Annotated in this window: 21 protein-coding genes; 11 read left to right on the top strand and 10 right to left on the bottom strand. The window is 62.2% G+C overall.

Features of this window, described 5'->3' with window-relative positions:
• The first annotated feature begins 59 nt into the window (after nucleotides 1-59).
• Nucleotides 60-1,889, top strand: a complete 1,830-nt coding sequence (gene typA, locus M1E12_RS18035) for a translational GTPase TypA (RefSeq protein WP_136539445.1) — start codon at nucleotides 60-62, stop codon at nucleotides 1,887-1,889.
• Nucleotides 1,890-2,068: 179 nt separating this feature from the next.
• Nucleotides 2,069-2,575 (top strand): N-acetyltransferase family protein, encoded by a 507-nt coding sequence (locus M1E12_RS18030; RefSeq protein WP_479562798.1) that lies wholly within the window; start codon nucleotides 2,069-2,071, stop codon nucleotides 2,573-2,575.
• Between the two features lie 15 nt (nucleotides 2,576-2,590).
• Here M1E12_RS18030 and M1E12_RS18025 read toward each other — a convergent pair whose 3' ends face one another.
• A complete protein-coding gene (locus M1E12_RS18025) occupies nucleotides 2,591-3,223 on the bottom strand; it encodes a hypothetical protein (protein WP_479562797.1) in 633 nt (210 codons plus the stop codon).
• A 126-nt stretch (nucleotides 3,224-3,349) separates the two neighbouring features.
• Here M1E12_RS18025 and ppa point away from each other — a divergent pair, with 126 nt between their 5' ends.
• Nucleotides 3,350-3,886, top strand: a complete 537-nt coding sequence (gene ppa / locus M1E12_RS18020) for an inorganic diphosphatase (protein WP_113458952.1) — start codon at nucleotides 3,350-3,352, stop codon at nucleotides 3,884-3,886.
• A gap of 1 nt (nucleotide 3,887) precedes the next feature.
• On the opposite strand, the gene M1E12_RS18015 is transcribed toward ppa, so the two are convergent.
• Both M1E12_RS18015 and M1E12_RS18010 read right to left on the bottom strand, forming a co-directional pair.
• Nucleotides 3,888-4,202, bottom strand: a complete 315-nt coding sequence (locus M1E12_RS18015) for a DUF167 domain-containing protein (RefSeq protein WP_479562796.1) — start codon at nucleotides 4,200-4,202, stop codon at nucleotides 3,888-3,890.
• Complete coding sequence (locus tag M1E12_RS18010) at nucleotides 4,199-4,489, bottom strand: YggT family protein (RefSeq protein ID WP_113458950.1); 291 nt, start codon at nucleotides 4,487-4,489, stop codon at nucleotides 4,199-4,201. Before M1E12_RS18010 ends, M1E12_RS18015 begins: the two co-directional genes overlap by 4 nt.
• Before the next feature lie 124 nt (nucleotides 4,490-4,613).
• Between M1E12_RS18010 and M1E12_RS18005 the strand changes: the two genes are divergently transcribed.
• On the top strand, nucleotides 4,614-5,861 hold the full coding sequence (locus tag M1E12_RS18005; RefSeq protein WP_113458949.1) for an MFS transporter: 1,248 nt from the start codon (nucleotides 4,614-4,616) through the stop codon (nucleotides 5,859-5,861).
• Here the strand turns inward: M1E12_RS18005 and M1E12_RS18000 are convergent.
• From M1E12_RS18000 to hemC, 6 genes are all read right to left on the bottom strand, one after another.
• On the bottom strand, nucleotides 5,846-6,580 hold the full coding sequence (locus tag M1E12_RS18000; RefSeq protein ID WP_479562795.1) for a glutamine amidotransferase: 735 nt from the start codon (nucleotides 6,578-6,580) through the stop codon (nucleotides 5,846-5,848). The two genes, M1E12_RS18005 and M1E12_RS18000, sit on opposite strands and share 16 nt — an antisense overlap.
• Nucleotides 6,570-7,049, bottom strand: a complete 480-nt coding sequence (locus tag M1E12_RS17995; RefSeq protein ID WP_136539453.1) for a tellurite resistance TerB family protein — start codon at nucleotides 7,047-7,049, stop codon at nucleotides 6,570-6,572. Before M1E12_RS17995 ends, M1E12_RS18000 begins: the two co-directional genes overlap by 11 nt.
• Before the next feature lie 11 nt (nucleotides 7,050-7,060).
• Nucleotides 7,061-8,725, bottom strand: coding sequence for a heme biosynthesis HemY N-terminal domain-containing protein (locus M1E12_RS17990; protein WP_479562794.1), 1,665 nt, complete (start codon nucleotides 8,723-8,725; stop codon nucleotides 7,061-7,063).
• Nucleotides 8,726-8,728: 3 nt separating this feature from the next.
• Entirely contained in the window at nucleotides 8,729-10,003 is a 1,275-nt protein-coding gene (locus tag M1E12_RS17985; protein ID WP_479562793.1) for a mitofilin family membrane protein, read from the bottom strand.
• 90 nt (nucleotides 10,004-10,093) lie between these two features.
• Nucleotides 10,094-10,807 carry a uroporphyrinogen-III synthase gene (locus M1E12_RS17980; protein ID WP_479562792.1) on the bottom strand — a complete coding sequence of 238 codons (714 nt, stop codon included), beginning with the start codon at nucleotides 10,805-10,807 and terminating at the stop codon, nucleotides 10,094-10,096.
• Between the two features lie 3 nt (nucleotides 10,808-10,810).
• Nucleotides 10,811-11,740: a hydroxymethylbilane synthase gene (gene hemC, locus M1E12_RS17975; RefSeq protein WP_479562791.1), complete on the bottom strand. Its 930-nt coding sequence runs from the start codon at nucleotides 11,738-11,740 to the stop codon at nucleotides 10,811-10,813.
• A 73-nt stretch (nucleotides 11,741-11,813) separates the two neighbouring features.
• On the opposite strand from hemC, the gene tsaD reads away from it, so the two are divergent.
• From tsaD to M1E12_RS17950, 5 genes are read left to right on the top strand one after another with little or no spacing between them, the layout of a single operon-like run.
• Nucleotides 11,814-12,908, top strand: coding sequence for a tRNA (adenosine(37)-N6)-threonylcarbamoyltransferase complex transferase subunit TsaD (gene tsaD / locus M1E12_RS17970; protein WP_479562790.1), 1,095 nt, complete (start codon nucleotides 11,814-11,816; stop codon nucleotides 12,906-12,908).
• A complete protein-coding gene (locus M1E12_RS17965; protein WP_479562789.1) occupies nucleotides 12,905-13,894 on the top strand; it encodes an NAD(P)H-dependent glycerol-3-phosphate dehydrogenase in 990 nt (329 codons plus the stop codon). The genes tsaD and M1E12_RS17965 overlap by 4 nt, the downstream gene beginning before the upstream one ends.
• Nucleotides 13,895-13,916: 22 nt before the next feature.
• On the top strand, nucleotides 13,917-14,210 hold the full coding sequence (locus tag M1E12_RS17960; RefSeq protein WP_112239476.1) for a YciI-like protein: 294 nt from the start codon (nucleotides 13,917-13,919) through the stop codon (nucleotides 14,208-14,210).
• A gap of 5 nt (nucleotides 14,211-14,215) precedes the next feature.
• Nucleotides 14,216-14,647: an EVE domain-containing protein gene (locus tag M1E12_RS17955; protein ID WP_113458939.1), complete on the top strand. Its 432-nt coding sequence runs from the start codon at nucleotides 14,216-14,218 to the stop codon at nucleotides 14,645-14,647.
• A 6-nt stretch (nucleotides 14,648-14,653) separates the two neighbouring features.
• Entirely contained in the window at nucleotides 14,654-15,301 is a 648-nt protein-coding gene (locus M1E12_RS17950) for a class I SAM-dependent methyltransferase (RefSeq protein WP_479562788.1), read from the top strand.
• On the opposite strand, the gene M1E12_RS17945 is transcribed toward M1E12_RS17950, so the two are convergent.
• Nucleotides 15,295-15,657, bottom strand: coding sequence for a hypothetical protein (locus tag M1E12_RS17945; RefSeq protein ID WP_310242799.1), 363 nt, complete (start codon nucleotides 15,655-15,657; stop codon nucleotides 15,295-15,297). The two genes, M1E12_RS17950 and M1E12_RS17945, sit on opposite strands and share 7 nt — an antisense overlap.
• Nucleotides 15,658-15,943: 286 nt before the next feature.
• Between M1E12_RS17945 and sdhC the strand changes: the two genes are divergently transcribed.
• The gene (sdhC, locus tag M1E12_RS17940; protein WP_113461521.1) at nucleotides 15,944-16,339 is read left to right on the top strand and encodes a succinate dehydrogenase, cytochrome b556 subunit; all 396 of its coding nucleotides are present in this window, start codon (nucleotides 15,944-15,946) and stop codon (nucleotides 16,337-16,339) included.
• 11 nt (nucleotides 16,340-16,350) lie between these two features.
• A complete protein-coding gene (gene sdhD / locus M1E12_RS17935; RefSeq protein ID WP_113461520.1) occupies nucleotides 16,351-16,731 on the top strand; it encodes a succinate dehydrogenase, hydrophobic membrane anchor protein in 381 nt (126 codons plus the stop codon).
• Nucleotides 16,732-16,736 lie beyond the last annotated feature (5 nt).

Below are 16,736 nucleotides of genomic sequence, written 5' to 3'. Positions count from 1 at the left end.
GCCAAAGTAAATCGGCGCCTCTCTTCCGTATTGCGCCCCAGCCATCAGAGATCTTGGATATGAACCTCCGCAATATCGCGATCATTGCGCACGTTGACCATGGGAAAACGACCCTCGTCGACGAGCTCCTCAAGCAGTCCGGCTCGTTCCGCGAGAACCAGCGCGTGATGGAACGCGTTATGGACTCGAACGACATCGAAAAGGAGCGCGGGATCACCATTCTCGCCAAGGCGACGTCGATCGAGTGGAAGGACACCCGCATCAACATCGTCGACACCCCCGGCCACGCCGACTTCGGCGGTGAAGTCGAGCGCATTCTCTCGATGGTGGATGGCGCAATCGTTCTCGTCGATGCTGCCGAAGGCCCGATGCCGCAGACCAAGTTCGTGGTCGGCAAGGCGCTCAAGGTCGGTCTTCGCCCGATCGTTGCGATCAACAAGGTCGACCGTCCGGACGCCCGTATTGATGAAGTCGTCAACGAAGTCTTCGATCTCTTCGCCGCGCTCGACGCGACCGACGAGCAGCTCGACTTCCCGATCCTTTACGGTTCGGGCCGCTCCGGCTGGATGAACACCGATCCGAACGGCTCGCAGGAAGAAGGCCTGAAGCCGTTGCTCGATCTCGTCATCAAGCACGTGCCCGAGCCGACCGTCGAAGAAGGCCCGTTCAAGATGATCGGTACGATCCTGGAAGCCAACAACTTCCTCGGCCGCATCATCACCGGCCGTATTGCTGCCGGCTCGATCAAGCCAAACCAAGCGGTCAAGGTTCTCGGCCAAGACGGCAAGCTCATCGAGCAGGGCCGTATCTCCAAGATCCTCGCCTTCCGCGGCATCGAGCGTACCGCCATCGAAGAAGCCCATGCCGGCGACATCGTCGCCATTGCTGGTCTCTCGAAGGGCACCGTTGCCGACACTTTCTGCGATCCGGCCGTGACTGAAGCGATGAAGGCGCAGCCGATCGACCCGCCGACCGTCACGATGTCCTTCATCGTGAACGACAGCCCGCTGGCTGGCACCGAAGGCGACAAGGTCACGAGCCGCGTCATCCGCGATCGTCTGTTCAAGGAAGCCGAAGGCAATGTCGCGCTGAAGATCGAAGAGTCGGCCGACAAGGACTCGTTCTTCGTGTCAGGCCGCGGTGAACTTCAGCTTGCCGTTCTCATCGAAAACATGCGCCGCGAAGGCTTCGAGCTTGCCGTGTCACGTCCGCGCGTCGTCATGCACAAGGATGAAGCGACCGGCCAGATGATGGAGCCGATCGAGGAAGTCGTGATCGACGTCGACGAAGAGCATTCCGGCGTCGTCGTCCAGAAGATGTCCGAGCGCAAGGCCGAAATGGTCGAGCTTCGTCCGTCGGGCGGCAACCGCGTTCGCCTCGTCTTCTTCGCGCCGACCCGGGGCCTGATCGGCTATCAGTCGGAACTCCTGACCGACACGCGCGGCACGGCCGTGATGAACCGTCTGTTCCACGACTACCAGCCCTACAAGGGTGAGATCGGTGGCCGCGTGAACGGTGTTCTGCTCGCCAACGAAGCCGGCGAAGCCGTGGCCTATGCCCTGTTCAACCTGGAAGATCGCGGCCCGATGATCATCGATGCCGGCGAGAAGGTCTATATGGGCATGATCATCGGCATCCATAGCCGCGACAACGATCTGGAAGTGAACGTGCTCAAGGGCAAGAAGCTTACCAACATTCGTGCTGCCGGCAAGGATGAAGCGGTCAAGCTCACCCCACCGATCAAGTTCACGCTCGAGCGCGCGCTGTCCTGGATCCAGGACGACGAGCTCGTCGAAGTGACGCCGAAGTCCATCCGCCTGCGCAAGATGTTCCTCGATGCGAATGACCGCAAGCGCATGGAAAAGGCCAAGGCTTCCGCTACCGGCTGAAGCCTCTGAAAACATGTCTCATTTCGAAACCCCGGTCCAAAAGGCCGGGGTTTTGTTTGTTGAACTTGTTCCTCGCGCCTTGCGGCTAGTCTTAAAAAAGCGTTAACTTTTCACCGTGGACCGATGAAGGTCCGGGCTCCGCGTCTACTAAGTTCGGCGCGCCAGGGTGAGTTTACGTTATGAAGACGTTGTCGATCGATATGCGCTTGGCAGGTCCCGCAGATGCCGCCGCGGTCGCGGATGCTCATCGCAAAGCCTGGATGCACGCCTATTCCGGCATCATTCCCTATCGTGCCCTGACAAAGATGGTCGAGCGCCGCGGCGAAAGCTGGTGGCGCAAGGCAACGCGCGGTCCGGCAACCATCCTGGTGGCCGAGGTGGCCGGCGTCGTGGCGGGTTATGCCTCGCTTGGCTATAACCGGGCACGCGCGCTGCCGCATGAAGGAGAAATCTACGAGCTTTATCTCCGCCCGGAATATCAGGGCATTGGCCTCGGCTACCAGCTCTTCCACGAGGCCCGGCGCATGCTGAAGTCTCTTGGCTGCAATGGAATGGTCGTCTGGTGCCTTGAGGACAGCGAGATCGCCGCGAACTTCTTCCGGTCGAATGGTGGGCTCGACGTTGTCGAAGGCATGGAAGATTTCGACGACGTGCACCTGAAGAAGCTCGGCTTCATCTGGAACTGATCGGGCGGCTCTCGCCTATTCCACCACATAGCCCTCGGGCCAGCTGAAGGTCCGCTCACTGGTGAGATCGCCACGTTTGCCGATCCATTGGGGCTCCGTCATGCCGCAGGCGAAGTCGGCCGCGTCACTTTCGGCTGCCTGTCTTGCGAGTTCGTTGGCATTGCGGTTGGCCTTGGCGTCCACCATGGCGACGAAACAGGAGGCGGGGAAGCCAGCGTCGCCGACGCGGGAAATGACGAGGACCTGACCGGTACTCTCCGGGCTTGGCGATCCGCTGGGCCCCGGGTTCTCGATGAACCATCGCAGGATCGCCGCAACTGGCTCGCCGCTTTCATTGAGGCGCCATTCGATCTTGGTGTTGACGCGGTTGAAGGCGGCGAAACTTTCATAGGCGCCGTCGATCAGGACCTGGTCGATCTTGCCGAAGATCACGCTCTGGCGGAGATCGCCTTCCTTGAAGTAGACGGGGCAGTCCTTGTATCCCTCGCATTTCAACGAGACGCCCATCATGTCCTCAGCGAGCGTCTCGCAGGCATCGAGGTCGAGGTCGGTATAGACGCTTTCGGCTGCGTGAGCGGGGCCGGCAAGGGGAAGAAGGCAGATCAGCGCCTGCATGGCCGTGGAGATGGTTCTCGATGTCTTGATCATGCGGATGCGCCCCCTCAGTAAGCTGTCCGGCGGTGAGCCCCTCATGTCCGCCGAAAGCCGTGTTGCATTGCGCCATAATACGCATTAGGTAGCGCAGGAATTCAACACTCTACGGGGTCCAATAATATGCGTATTGATGCAATTGCCATCGGCAAGAACCCGCCGGAAGACATCAACGTCATCGTCGAAGTTCCTGTCGGCGGCCAGCCGATCAAGTATGAGATGGACAAGGACGCCGGTACGCTGATCGTCGACCGCTTCCTCTATACCCCGATGACCTATCCGGGCAATTATGGCTTCGTGCCGCACACGCTCTGCAAGGACGGCGACCCGCTCGACGTTCTCATCTGCAACACCCGTCCGCTGGTCCCGGGCTGCGTCATCAATGTGCGCCCGATCGGCGTCATGATGATGGAAGATGACGGCGGTATGGACGAGAAGATCCTCGCCGTTCCGGTGCCGAAGCTGACGCGCCGTTACGACAAGATCGCCAACTACACGGATCTTCCGGAAATCACCCTGAAGCAGATCCAGCACTTCTTCGAGCACTACAAGGATCTGGAGCCCGGCAAGTGGGTGAAGATCGGCGACTGGCAGAATGTCGACGTCGCCAAGCAGATCATTCTCGACTCGATCGAGCGCGCCAAGGCTGAAGGCAAGTAATTCAGTTCGCGTTCAACGCATCAATCCGCGTTTTCAAATCCTCCGGGTCGCCAGTGATCCGGAGGATTTTTTGTCTGGCGGTGTCGCCGGAGATCAGGGAAATCGAGGTCTTGGGCACCTTGAGCGCCTTCGACAGCAGGGCGATCAGCGCCTTGTTGGCCTTGCCTTTCTCCGGCACGGCCGTCACCCGCGCCTTCAGATGTGTCTGCCCGCCGGCTGTCGTCTCCACACCGTCCAACGCATCGCGCCCGCCATTCGGGGTCAGCCGGACAGCGAGCAGCAGATGATCATGGGCGAGGCGGTAGGGGCTGGTCACGCCACCAGCGGATAGATGCTGTTCCAGAGGAAGGAACGCAGGAAGAAGATGATCAGCAGCACGATGATCGGCGAGATGTCGATGCCGCCGAGATCCGGCATGAAGCGGCGGATGGGGCGGAGCACCGGTTCGGTCACGTTGTAGAAGAACTGGCCGAGCGTCGCGACGAAGCGGTTGCTGGAGTTGATCACGTTGAAGGCATAGAGCCAGGAGAAGATGGCACTCCCGATCAGAATCCAGGTGAAGATGCTCAAGGCAAGGTCAATTGTCTGAAACAGGGCGTACATTCAGGTCTCCATTTCTTGGTTGACAGAGATGTAGACATTGGCGACTTAACGGACAAGTGGATGGGGCCCACGCAATCCGAATCATGTTTAACGGCGGGCCCGCCCGCAGCTTAAGGTCTTTTCGATGCACCCGTCTTCGGCCGACGATCGTTTCGCGGCGTTCAGGCATTCCTCCTATACCCGCTTCTTCTTTGCCCGTTTCCTTGGTGCCTTCGCCACCCAGATCCTCAGCGTCTCGGTCGGCTGGCAGATGTATGACAACACCGGCAATGTGTTCTATCTCGGCCTGATCGGCCTGGTGCAGTTTCTGCCCTCGCTGCTGCTGATCCTGGTCACGGGCTCCGTCGCCGACCGTTACAATCGCCGCGCCATCGTCTCGATCTGCATGATCGTCAGCGCCGTCTGCGCCGGGGCGCTGCTTTCGCTGACCATTGCCGATGCCTTCGAGCCGACGATTGTCTTCGCCATCCTCGTGGTCTTCGGGGTCGAGCGCGCCTTTGCCGCACCCGCCGTGCAGTCTTTGGCGCCGAATCTTGTGCCGCAGAAGGATCTCTCCAATGCGGTCGCCTGGAACTCGTCGTCGTGGCAGACGGCCTCGATCGTCGGGCCTGTCGCCGGTGGTCTCCTCTATGGCGCAAGCCCGGTCGTTGCCTATTCGGTCTCCTTCGCTTTCTTTGCCGCTGCCGCCATCCTCGTCTTCCTGGTGAAGCGGCCCCCGCAGCAGAGATCACAAAAGGCCGTAACGCTCGATACGCTGTTTGCCGGCTTCCGCTTCATCTTCGGTGAAAAGGTCGTGCTGGGTGCGATTTCGCTCGATCTTTTCGCGGTGCTGCTCGGTGGCGCCGTGGCGCTGATGCCGGTCTTTGCACGCGACATTCTCGATCTCGGGCCCTGGGGTCTCGGCCTTTTGCGCGCCGCACCCGGCATCGGCGCCATCATCGTCGCGATCGCACTGGCAAGCTTCCCCATCCGCCACAATGCCGGCACCTTCATGTTCATCGGGGTTGCCCTCTTCGGTGTGGGCACCATTCTGTTCGGCTTTTCGCAGACGGCCTGGCTCTCGATCCTGGCTCTGATGCTGATGGGCGCGGCTGACATGGCCTCGGTTTATGTGCGCGAGACGCTGATTGCGCTCTGGACGCCCGACGAGGTTCGCGGACGCGTCAATGCGGTCAACATGGTCTTCGTCGGTGCGTCGAATGAGCTCGGCGAATTCCGCGCGGGGACGATGGCACATTTCATCGGACCGGTGCCGGCCGTCGTGCTCGGTGGCTTCGGCACGCTCGCGGTTGCCGCCGTCTGGGCGCTCGGTTTCCCGCAGTTGCGCAAGATCGACAGTCTGGAAGCGCCGGAGCGTCAGGAGGCGCGCTGATCGCGCTCGAAGATCAGGTCGAGAAAATCCCATAGCCACGCCCTGAGCGGCGCGTCGAAGATCATTCGTCCCTCGAGATGCTCGCGGCCCTGCTGGGCGTTGGGCAGCACGAAGCGGTGGGCGCCGTGCACCACCCAGCGATGCATCATGGCCCGCGTCAGCTCGGCGTGAAACTGCACGCCCCAGGCGTTCTCGCCGTAACGGAAGGCCTGATTGGGATAGACATCACCCGTCGCCAGAAGCTTCGCACCATGCGGCAGGCTGAAGCCTTCGCGGTGAAAGTGGTAGACCATCTTCGGCCAGTGCATCAGCAGGCGACCATGCTCCGTCGGTTTGATCGGATACCAGCCAATCTCGGTGCGCTCCTCGCGATCGGCCTCCACCTTGCCACCGAGCTGGCGAACGAGCATCTGGGCGCCCAGGCATATGCCGAGGAACGGCTTGTTCTCCTTGAGCGGCACATCCAGCCAGTTGATCTCGGTCTTGATATAGTCTTCCGGATCATTGGCGCTCATCGGTCCGCCGAAGACGACGGCACCGGAATGCTCGCTCAGGGTGTTGGGCAGGTCCTGTCCGAGCACGGGGCGGCGGATGTCGAGCGGATAGCCCTTCTCCTCGAGCATTTGGCCGACCCGGCCGGGGCTTGATCGTTCCTGGTGGAGGACAATCAGAACCGGTTGCTTGCGATCGCGCGATTGCAACCGGCCATCACGGGACATCGTCGATGGCTCCGAGACCGGCGCGCTCCGCCGCTTCCTGCCGCTGGACGATGCGTTCGCGCCCGGATACGCCGAGCAGATCGGCCACGCGCCAGATGGCGTGGTCTTCCATCTCACTGCGGGTCCCATCGGCATAGACGATGTCCCACAAGAGCCCCACGAGTTGCTGGCGTTGCTCTTCGTTGAGCTGGCGCTTAAGTTCGGTGGTGAAGCGATAGTAGTCGACGGCCTCGCTCTCGGCGCTCTGGCCTGCTGCAATCAGGTCGTCGAGTTCGGTGCCATCGAGGTCGTACTGTTGCTTCAGAATCTCGCGCAGCTTCGCCCGTTCCGAATCCCGTACGACACCGTCTGCCTCCATGACCTGCAGACAGAGAGCCGCAACGGCAATGCGCGGATCATCTGGCGCGAAGACCGATTTCGGGCGGTCCTGCATCACGGACTGGAAGAAGGCTTGCAGACGGTCGAGCATGCGGTTTCCTGTCAAAAGAGCTTCAGGCGGGTCTTGGGTTCCTGTGCCGCGAGTGCCGGATCCTTGACGCCCGGATCATCCGGTGGGCGCCCGAAGAAAGGTTCAACGACGGTCGCGTCCTTCGCGGGCGCATTCTCCTTGGCCACGACCACCGCAGGCTTTTCGGGCTTTGTCGGCTTTGCAGATACCTCTTCCGGTTCGGCAGATTTGGCCGGTACATCGGCATCGATCACCGGCCCCTCGGCCTCGACGATCCTCGGCTGTGTCTTCACGACCTCCGGCTCTCTCTGAGGTGGGGTATCGTCCTTTGCGACAGGCGGAAGGGAAGCGAGCGCCTTTTCCCCCTCGGAGACGCTGCCTTCTTCGATCGATCCGGCGAGCTGGTCGAAAGGCATCTTCCATTCGAAGGCGTCCAGACGGCCGGTGATCGGAGAAATCGGCATCCAGCGCTCGGAGACATGGCCGTCGGCCACCCATGCCGGGTCGCGCGGTGCCTTCAGCGCCTGACCCATCCAGTGACGGATGCGGCCCTGGTCACCGGTTTCCGCCTCCTCGATATCGGCAAGCAGAAGATAGACGCGTTCGCGGGATGCGATGCGGGCGGCAGCTTCCGCCTTGGCGCGGGCCTTCTTGAAGTCCTGCGCATCGAGCGCTGCTTCGGCGACGACCATCAGGGATTCGTAATTGTTGGGCTTCAGTGCTTCGAGCTTCTCGGCCTTCTTCAGGCGGTCAACGGCGCTGTCGCCGCTGCGCGCCCGCACATAGGCGCGGGCAATTTCCGGATGCGGCTCGATCTTCCAGACCTGTTCGAGCGTGCTCGACGCTTTGCGCAGATTGTCCTCGCGCATATAGGCCTTGGCGGCGACGATTGCTGCGGGCACCAGACCCCTGGAGAGCTTGAGGGCCTTTAAGGCACTGTCGCGGGCGCCGGAAGGCTCAGCCTCGAGCTGGTCTTCGGCCTTTGCCGTCAGCAGCACCGCCTTCAGGCGTTCGGCTTCATGACGCTCCAGCACATGGGCAATCTTCTGCTGATCCAGCAGTCGGATCGCGTCATCCCAGTGCCCGGCGCGGCAGCGATGTTCGAGGGTCGCCTTAGCGGCCCAGGGCAGGTAAGGGGCTGCTTCCGCGGCCGTTTCTGCATATTGCCGGGCGGCCTCATGCGCGCCCAAGCGGTTGGCTTCGACATAAAGCCCGCGCAGACCAAGCTCACGTGTCTCCGGGTCTTCCGACATTTCCTGGAACAGCCGGCGTGCCTCGTCGTGGCGGCCTTCGATCAAGGCGGCCTGCGCATCGAGGACGCGGATCAGCGGCTCCTGATCCGCCCGGATCAAGCCGCGGGCCCGCGCGCTCATCTTGCGCGCGAGAATGGCGTTGCCGGCACCGGCTGCGATCAGGCCGGTCGAGAGGGCCTGGTAACCGCGATCACGCTTGCGGGCGCGAAAGAAGCGGCGAACCGAGTGGGGCGAGGTCCAGAGTGTGCGCAGCAGCCACCACAGAACCATTATCGCGGCCACCAGCGCAACGAGCGCCGTTACCGCGACAATCAGGTCGGTGTTGTATTGCTGGCCTTCCCAGATCAGCGAGATCTCGCCCGGACGGTCGGCGATCCAGGAAAAACCAAAGCCGAGGGCCAGGATGAAGGCGAAGAAGAAGAGGATCTTGAGAATGGTGGTCATGGGTCAGCCTCCGTTCCCGGCAACGGTCTGAGACAGGGCAGAGGCCACCCGCTCTTCCGCCTCGATCCTGTTCTTCAGCTTCGTCGCGAAGTCTGAGGATGCCTGCTTGCCGGCTTCCGGCAGCGTTTCCCATTCGAGGGCTGCCCCCTTCAGGTCGCCATTCTGCAGCTTGTTTTCGATCCTGGCCACGATGGCTTCCGGTGTTTCGCCCTCGACATTGCCGACAGGCCGCACCTTCACGAGAGAGCGGGCGCTTGCCAGCAGACGATCCGTCCAGCCTTCGCCGGCCTCCGGCTGGTTGATGGCGGAAAGAATGTCGTCCGCAACCTGGTTGAAATCCCGGCTCAGATCGCTGCGCGACAGCACACCATTGCTGGCAAGTGGCGCCAGAGCCGCAACTGCCGGATCTTCCGGCGAGACGCTCTTCAGCGCATCGAGCTCCGAGAGGAACGGACCACCGCGGTCGATGGCCGTTTTCAGGCCTGAGAGGGCGATCGCGCGGGCCATTTCCACATCGCTGCGCGGTTCTTCCAGCTTGCGCTCGGCTTCATCAAGCCGTGTCGTGCTCTGTTCGAGCGCCTGCTTGTTGCTGGCGATCTCCGCCCGCAGGGACTGGATGGCCTGTTCTGCGCCTGCGAGCTGTGTCTTGAGCGCTTCCACCGCTGCTGCATCGGCCGTTGGGGTCGACGTGGCATTGGCAACACTTTCCTCAAGGGCGGAGACCCGTTCGACCAGGGCCGGGTCGGTCCCTTCGGCTGCCGGCCGCGCGGCAAGATTCGCCACTTCGGCCTTCAGGGCGTCAAGCTCTGTCGTGTCGATAGCCGGCGCCTGCGCCTGCTGGTCCGGTCCGAGCCCGGGGACGATGCCGGCATATTGCATGCTGCCTGCAAGAGCGAGGGCAACCAGGCCGCCAAAGATGCCGGATGCGACCAGCGTCGATGTCGCCGGAGACTGGCGGACGGGTTGTGGCGCGGGTGCTGGCTCTTCGGTCCGCGCGGTGTCTGCCGATGCTTCCTGCTCTTCGATGGGAGGTGTGGACGCGGCCTCCGTCTCATCCGGCTTCGGTGCCCAGGGATCGGTGGCAGTGTCGGTCTGCTGCTCGCTCAGGGGCACCGCGGACGACGTTTCCTCCACTGAAGGCGAAGGGGAGGCGGGGTCCGATTCGGAAGCCTCGGGCAAGCCGTTTTCTTCGGCTTTTTTGGCTTCCTGTGCGGTCAGGTCGATCGTCACCGGATCCTCGGGAGCTTTCGATCGACGGGGTGGCTTTCCGGAAACCATGGCAACCTCTTCATTTCGCGCGTGTGATTAAACCTAGTCAGTCCTCAAGGCGAAGGAAAGGGCCGAGGTTCCATTTCGCGCGGCACTGCATCAAAGCAGAAGAAGGAGAAGGTCCTCCCGAGGTTCCATCGGCCATTGGCTTCTGGCTTGAAATTCTGTCGGGAGAGCGCTTGCGATCTTGTCGCTCAGGCACAGAAAACGTGCCCGCTGCCAGTCCAGACTCTGGGCTGTCCTGTCGAATAGCTCGGCGAGCCGCCTTGCTGTCTCGGACGAGTAGACGAGGATCGCGTCCGGCATGGGGTCGAGCCTGTCAGCCACTGCGGCATCAGACAGGCGTGTCGGGAGCATGCGGTAACATTCTCGTAGATCGAGTGCGTATCCGGCCTCCTGCAAGGCCGCCTCGAAGTCTGGGGATCGCGGGGTGCCGGTCAGGTAAACGATCGGTGCTGTCGCATCCATGCTTGAGATCAGCAGTTTTGCGAGGGAGTTGCCGTCGCCGTCTGCAGTCGAGATCGCGCCGAAGCCCGCAGCCTCTGCCGCTCGCGCCGTAGCGCGGCCGACGGCAAAGACAGGCAGTGCGAGATAGGGTGCCTGGCGGTCCTGCGGCAGTGTCTCCAGCACCCGCATCGCCTCGGCGCTGGTGACTGCCAGCGCGGATGCCTTCGTTTCCGGCGCCTTCATGAGGGCTTCCGGCTGCTGGATAGCCTGCATCAGAGGCAGCAGGACGGGTTCGTGGCCACGGCGCTCGAGTTCGGCGGCGGTGCGGGCCGATGCCGGCTCAGGGCGCGTCACCAGAACGCGCATGGTTCAATTCCAGCTGTCGAAAAAGTCGCTGCCGGCCTTGCTGCGGATCGTTCCGCCCGCTGTGGCGCCAAGGATGGCGGCGTCGGTGCGGCTGCCGTCGATCTCGACATCGTGCCAGCGGCTGCCATCGGGCGTGAGGATCATGCCGGCAAAGCGGAGAGCATCTCCGTCCACGGTGGCGTGGCCTGCGATCGGTGTGCGGCAGGAACCGTCGAGTGCGCCCAGAAAGGCACGTTCGCAGCTGACGGCATCGAAGGTGTCGCGATCGTTGATCGCATCGAGCAGGTCATTGACCCTGCTGTCGCCGATGCGGCTCTCGATGCAGATCGCGCCCTGGGCCGGTGCCGGTGGGAACTCGCTCGGATCCAGCAGCTCTGTCGGGATCTCCGGCTTGCCGAGCCGCTTCAGGCCGGCGAAAGCGAGGAGGGTTGCATCCACTTCGCCCTCGGCGAGCTTGCGCAGGCGGGTGTCGACGAGACCGCGAAAGGTGATGACTTTGATGTCAGGGCGCATGCGGCGGATGAGGGCCTGGCGTCGCAGCGAGGAGGAGCCGACGGTCGCGCCGTGCGGCAGATCTTTCAATGTCGGCGCGGTGCGCCCGACGACGGCGTCACGGACATCTTCACGCGGCAGGTAGGCAGACAGGAAAAGCCCTTCCGGGAGTTTCGTCGGCATGTCCTTTGAAGAATGCACGGCGAAATCGAGGTCGCCCGAGAGCAGCTGTTCTTCCAGTTCCTCGGTAAACAAGCCCTTGCCGCCGATCTCCGACAAAGCGCGGTCGGTGATCCGGTCGCCCTTGGTGGAGAGCACAACAATCTCGAACATGTCCTCCGGCAGATCATGGGCGATCATCAGCCGGGCACGTGTCTCCGAAGCCTGGGCGAGAGCGAGCGGGCTGCCGCGTGTGCCGATGCGAAAAGGTTTTGTTTGCATCCGAACTTGTCCGTTGTTACCGACAGGTTTCGTAGACCGGTTTCTCGGTGACCGCAATCAATGAACAGGTTCCATGACATCCAAACTGCGCATCCTCGGCATCGAAACGAGCTGTGACGAGACGGCGGCGGCTGTCGTCACGCGGCTTGCAGACGGCTCGGCTGTCACGGAAGCGGATGTCGTCCTGAGCCAGCTCGACGAGCACAGCGCCTATGGCGGCGTGGTGCCGGAGATCGCGGCGCGCGCCCATGTGGATGCGCTGGATACACTCATCGAAGAGGCGCTGACCCGCGCCGGCATCACGCTGGCCGAGGTCGATGCCATCGCCGCCACCTCGGGCCCCGGGCTGATCGGCGGCCTGCTCGTAGGCCTGATGACCGGCAAGGCCATCGCCCAGGCCACGGGCAAACCGCTCTACGCCGTCAACCATCTCGAAGGCCATGCGCTGACAGCCCGGCTGACGGATGCCGTCGCTTTCCCCTATCTGATGCTGCTCGTTTCGGGCGGCCACACGCAGCTCGTTCTGGTCAAGGGCGTCGGAGACTACGAGCGCTGGGGCACGACGATCGACGATGCGCTGGGCGAAGCCTTCGACAAGACCGCCAAGCTGCTCGGACTGCCCTATCCCGGTGGTCCCGCCGTCGAGCGGGCAGCGGCCACGGGCAATCCCAAGCGTTTTGCTTTCCCCCGTCCGCTGGTCGGCGAGGCGCGCCTCGACTTTTCGTTTTCGGGCCTGAAGACCGCCGTGCGCCAGGCCGCCGAAGGGATCGCGCCTGTCACCGATCAGGACATTGCCGATATCTGCGCCTCCTTCCAACATGCCATCTCGCGCACGCTCAAGGATCGCATCGGCCGCGGGCTTCAGCGGTTCAAGCAAACCTATCCCGATGTTGCCGAGCCTGCGCTGGTCGTGGCCGGCGGTGTCGCGGCCAATAAGGAAGTGCGCCAGACGCTCGATGCCCTCTGCTCCGAGCTTGGCTTCCGCTTCGTCGCGCCGCCGCATCATCTCTGCACCGACAATGCCGTAATGATTGCCTGGGCGGGGCTTGAGCGCATGGCGCTCGGCATGGCCTCGGATGATCTCACTGTGGCGCCGAGATCGCGCTGGCCGCTCGACCAGGATGCCAAGGCGCTGCTCGCCTATGGCAAGCGCGGAGCCAAGGCATGAGCGGGATGCAGCGTATTGCCGTCATCGGTGCCGGTGCCTTCGGCACGGCCCTGGCCGCCGTCATGGCGCAGACCGGCAAGGTCGCCGTCGTGCTCATCGGTCGCGATGCGTCCGTGATGGCAGATCTTGCTGCGAGCCGCCTGCACGAGGCTGCCTTGCCGGGCATCCGGCTTCCCGACACGCTCGCCTTCTCATCGCGTTCCGAAGATCTGAGGGATCAGGATATCGTGCTGTTCGCCATGCCGTCCCAGGCCCAGATCGCGGCGGCGGAAACCTATGGGCCGCATCTGAAGCCGGGCGCGCCCATCGTGATCTGCGCCAAGGGCATCGAGAAGCAAAGTTCACGGCTCCTCACCGATGTGCTGGAAAGCGCACTGCCCGGGCATCCGATCGCCATGCTGTCGGGTCCCGGTTTCGCTGCCGACATTGCCAAGGGCCTGCCGACGGCCATGGCGATCGCGGCCAAAGACCTGCCGCTGGCCGAACAGCTTGCCAAGGCCATTTCGGGCCAGACCTTCCGGCTTTATGCCTCCGACGACCGGATCGGCGTGCAGCTCGGCGGCGCGCTCAAGAATGTGCTCGCGATCGCCTGCGGCATCGTCGAAGGCATGGGCCTTGGCGATTCGGCTCGGGCGGCGCTGATTGCCCGCGGGCTTGCCGAGATGTCTCGGCTTGTGGATGCGATGGACGGACGCGGCGACACGGTGCGGGGTTTGTCGGGTCTCGGAGACCTTGTCCTGACAGCCACCAGTCATCAGTCGCGCAACCTGCGTTTCGGCATTGCTCTGGGTAAAGGTGAGCCCATCGCTGCCCAGCATGGCGCGCTCGTCGAAGGTGCCTTCGCCGCCGCCGTTGCCGCGCGGCTTGCCGAGGGTCGCCAGATCGAGATGCCGATCACGCAAGCCGTTGCCGCGATCATCGATGGCAGGCTGGACATCCCGACTGCCATCACCCAACTGATGTCACGACCGATCACCACCGAATAAGAGATCCCCTAGGAGACAAGAGATGCTGTTTGCCGTCATTTGCGCCGACAAGCCCGGACACCTGAACCTTCGGATGGAAACGCGTCCGCCGCATGTCGAGTGGCTGAATGGACTAAATGCTGCGGGCCAGCTGAAGATCGCGGGTCCTTTCCTCGATGCAGACGGCAAGCCCTGTGGCTCGATGCTGCTCATCGCGGCTGACGATATCGAAGCCGCCAAGGCGCTCGCGGCGCAGGACCCCTATGCCAAGGCCGGCCTGTTCGAGACGGTCGAGATCAAGCCCTATAACTGGGTCTTCAACAATCCCGAGGCGTAAAGACGATGGCATTCTGGCTCTACAAGTCCGAACCCTTCAAGTGGTCCTGGGAAATGCAGAAGGCCAAGGGCGAGGTCGGCGAAGAATGGACCGGCGTCCGCAACTATCTCGCCCGCAACAACATGCGGGCGATGAAGATCGGCGACAAGGGCTTCTTCTACCACTCGAACGAGGGGCTGGAAGTGGTCGGGATCGTCGAGGTCTGTGCGCTGTCGCATCCGGATTCGACCGCCGAGGGCGATGCCCGCTGGGACTGTGTCGACATCCGCGCCGTCTGTGACATGCCGAAGCCGGTGAGCCTCAAGGACATCAAGGCGAATGAAAAGCTCGCCAAGATGTCGCTGGTCACGTCGATGCGGCTCTCCGTCCAGCCGGTGACCGAAGACGAGTATTTCGAGGTCTGCCGCATGGGCGGGCTCGACAATCCGCCCGTCTGACCGACCGTGAAGACCGATCCCGAGCGCTTCATCCTCGAGAATACCAGCGTGCTCTCGCCGCCGCATGTGCCGGAGATCCGGCTGCATCTTGCGAGCGAAGTGCATGATCTCTGGCTGAAGACGGAAGAGGATCTGGAGGAGATCGGTCTGCCGCCGCCTTTCTGGGCCTTTGCCTGGGCGGGTGGGCAGGGGCTCGCCCGCTACGTTCTCGATCATCCCGAGACGGTGGAGGGCAAACGGGTGCTGGATTTCGCCAGCGGATCCGGTCTCGTTGCCATCGCTGCGGCGAAAGCCGGGGCGGCCGAGGTGCTGGCCGCCGATATCGATCCCTGGGCTCGAACTGCGGTGCGGCTGAATGCCGCTCTCAACGGTGTCGATCTGGCTTTTACCGATGACGACCTGATCGGTCGATCCGTCGACTTCGATGTGGTTCTCGCAGGAGACGTTTTCTATGACAGCGACTTCGCACGTGCTCTGGTCGAGTGGTTCGTGAACCTGGCGGAAAGCGGCTGTCTCGTTCTCGTGGGAGATCCCGGCCGGAGCTATCGTCCGACCGCACACCTCGAGCCGTTGGCGACTTACGAGGTGCCCGTGACGCGGGCGCTGGAAGACAGCGAAGTGAAGAAGACGACGGTCTGGAAATTCCGTCAGTAATCGGGCCGGATCACGCAGACGCCAGCTTCGAACGAGCAGGCCTCGTCCTGATTTTCTGCTGAAACTTCAATGATTTTCGCCTTCGGCGCGCGATAGTCGATGACCTGGGGCGCAACCCCTCCGTCGACGGCGATGAAAACGCCATTGCCCTTGATCTGCAAGGCCGAAATGCCACCGCTGAAGGTGCCGATCCCGGGGACAACGGAAGGCAGCCCATCGGTGCCGATGATGGCCTGGGTGCGTCCGTGATGGTGATGGCGCTCGTATCGGTGATGCCTGTCTCCTGCCTCGGCGAGGGTTGCCGAGGAGGCCAGAAGGAGGGTCGCTGCTGTTGCGACAAGACGATACTTTAGCATGGGGCACCTCCGGAACGCGGTTAACAAATCGTTAACGCAGCATGCCGCAAGTGGTTGCTAAAGTCATCCACATCAACGCTTTTTTCGTAACGGGAACTGCGGTTCGGCGTGACGCTAAAGGTCTGTTCACGCGAATCGATTAAATTGAAATCGTCAAGCGAATGTGCTTGTCGTCCGGGAGTTCGAGGATTAAACGTCCCCCTGATGCAATGCACCAGAACGCTATGACGCATTGCGAACAAGATGTCCGTATGATCGGACCGCATCGAGACGCCGCGAGGTTTAGATGGCGAATGTGACAAAAAACCGGCCCCTGTCGCCGCACCTGCAAATCTACAAGCCTATTCCCACCATGGTCATGTCGATCCTGCACCGCATCACTGGCGGCGCGCTCTATTTCGGCACGATCCTGGTCGCGTGGTGGCTGGTGGCCGCTTCAACGGGTGCCGATTACTTCGAGTGGGTCAACTGGTTCATGGGAACCATCATCGGTCGGCTGATCCTGTTCGGCTACACCTGGGCGCTGATCCATCACATGCTGGGCGGCCTGCGCCACCTGATGTGGGATGTCGGCTACGGCTTCGAGAAGCATTTCTCCACGAAGCTCGCCAAGGCGAACATCGTCGCATCCGTCGTCCTGACGATCCTCGTCTGGGTCGTTGCCTATATCATTCGCACCTGAGGCACCATTTCATGGATATGCGCACTCCGCTCGGCAAGGTCCGCGGTCTCGGCTCGGCCAAGGAAGGCACCGAGCATTTCTGGCGTCAGCGTCTGACGGCCGTCTCCAACATTCCGCTCATTCTCTTCTTCGTCGGCTTCCTGGTGATGTACAACGGCGCTCCCTATGCGGAAGTGGTTGGCGCATTGTCGCACCCGCTTGTTGCTGTCGTCATGGGACTGGTCGTGCTTTCGGCCCTGATCCATATGAAGCTCGGCATGCAGGTGATCATTGAGGACTATGTCCATGCGGAGATCGCCAAGGTTCTGCTTCTGATGCTGAACACGTTCTTCGCGATCCTGATCGGTGGTCTCTGTCTTTTCGCCATCTTGAAGATCGCATTCGTAGGGTAAATCAA

This window comes from Rhizobium sp. K33, from assembly GCF_056501445.1.
This window is presented reverse-complemented; position numbering and strand designations above follow the sequence as displayed.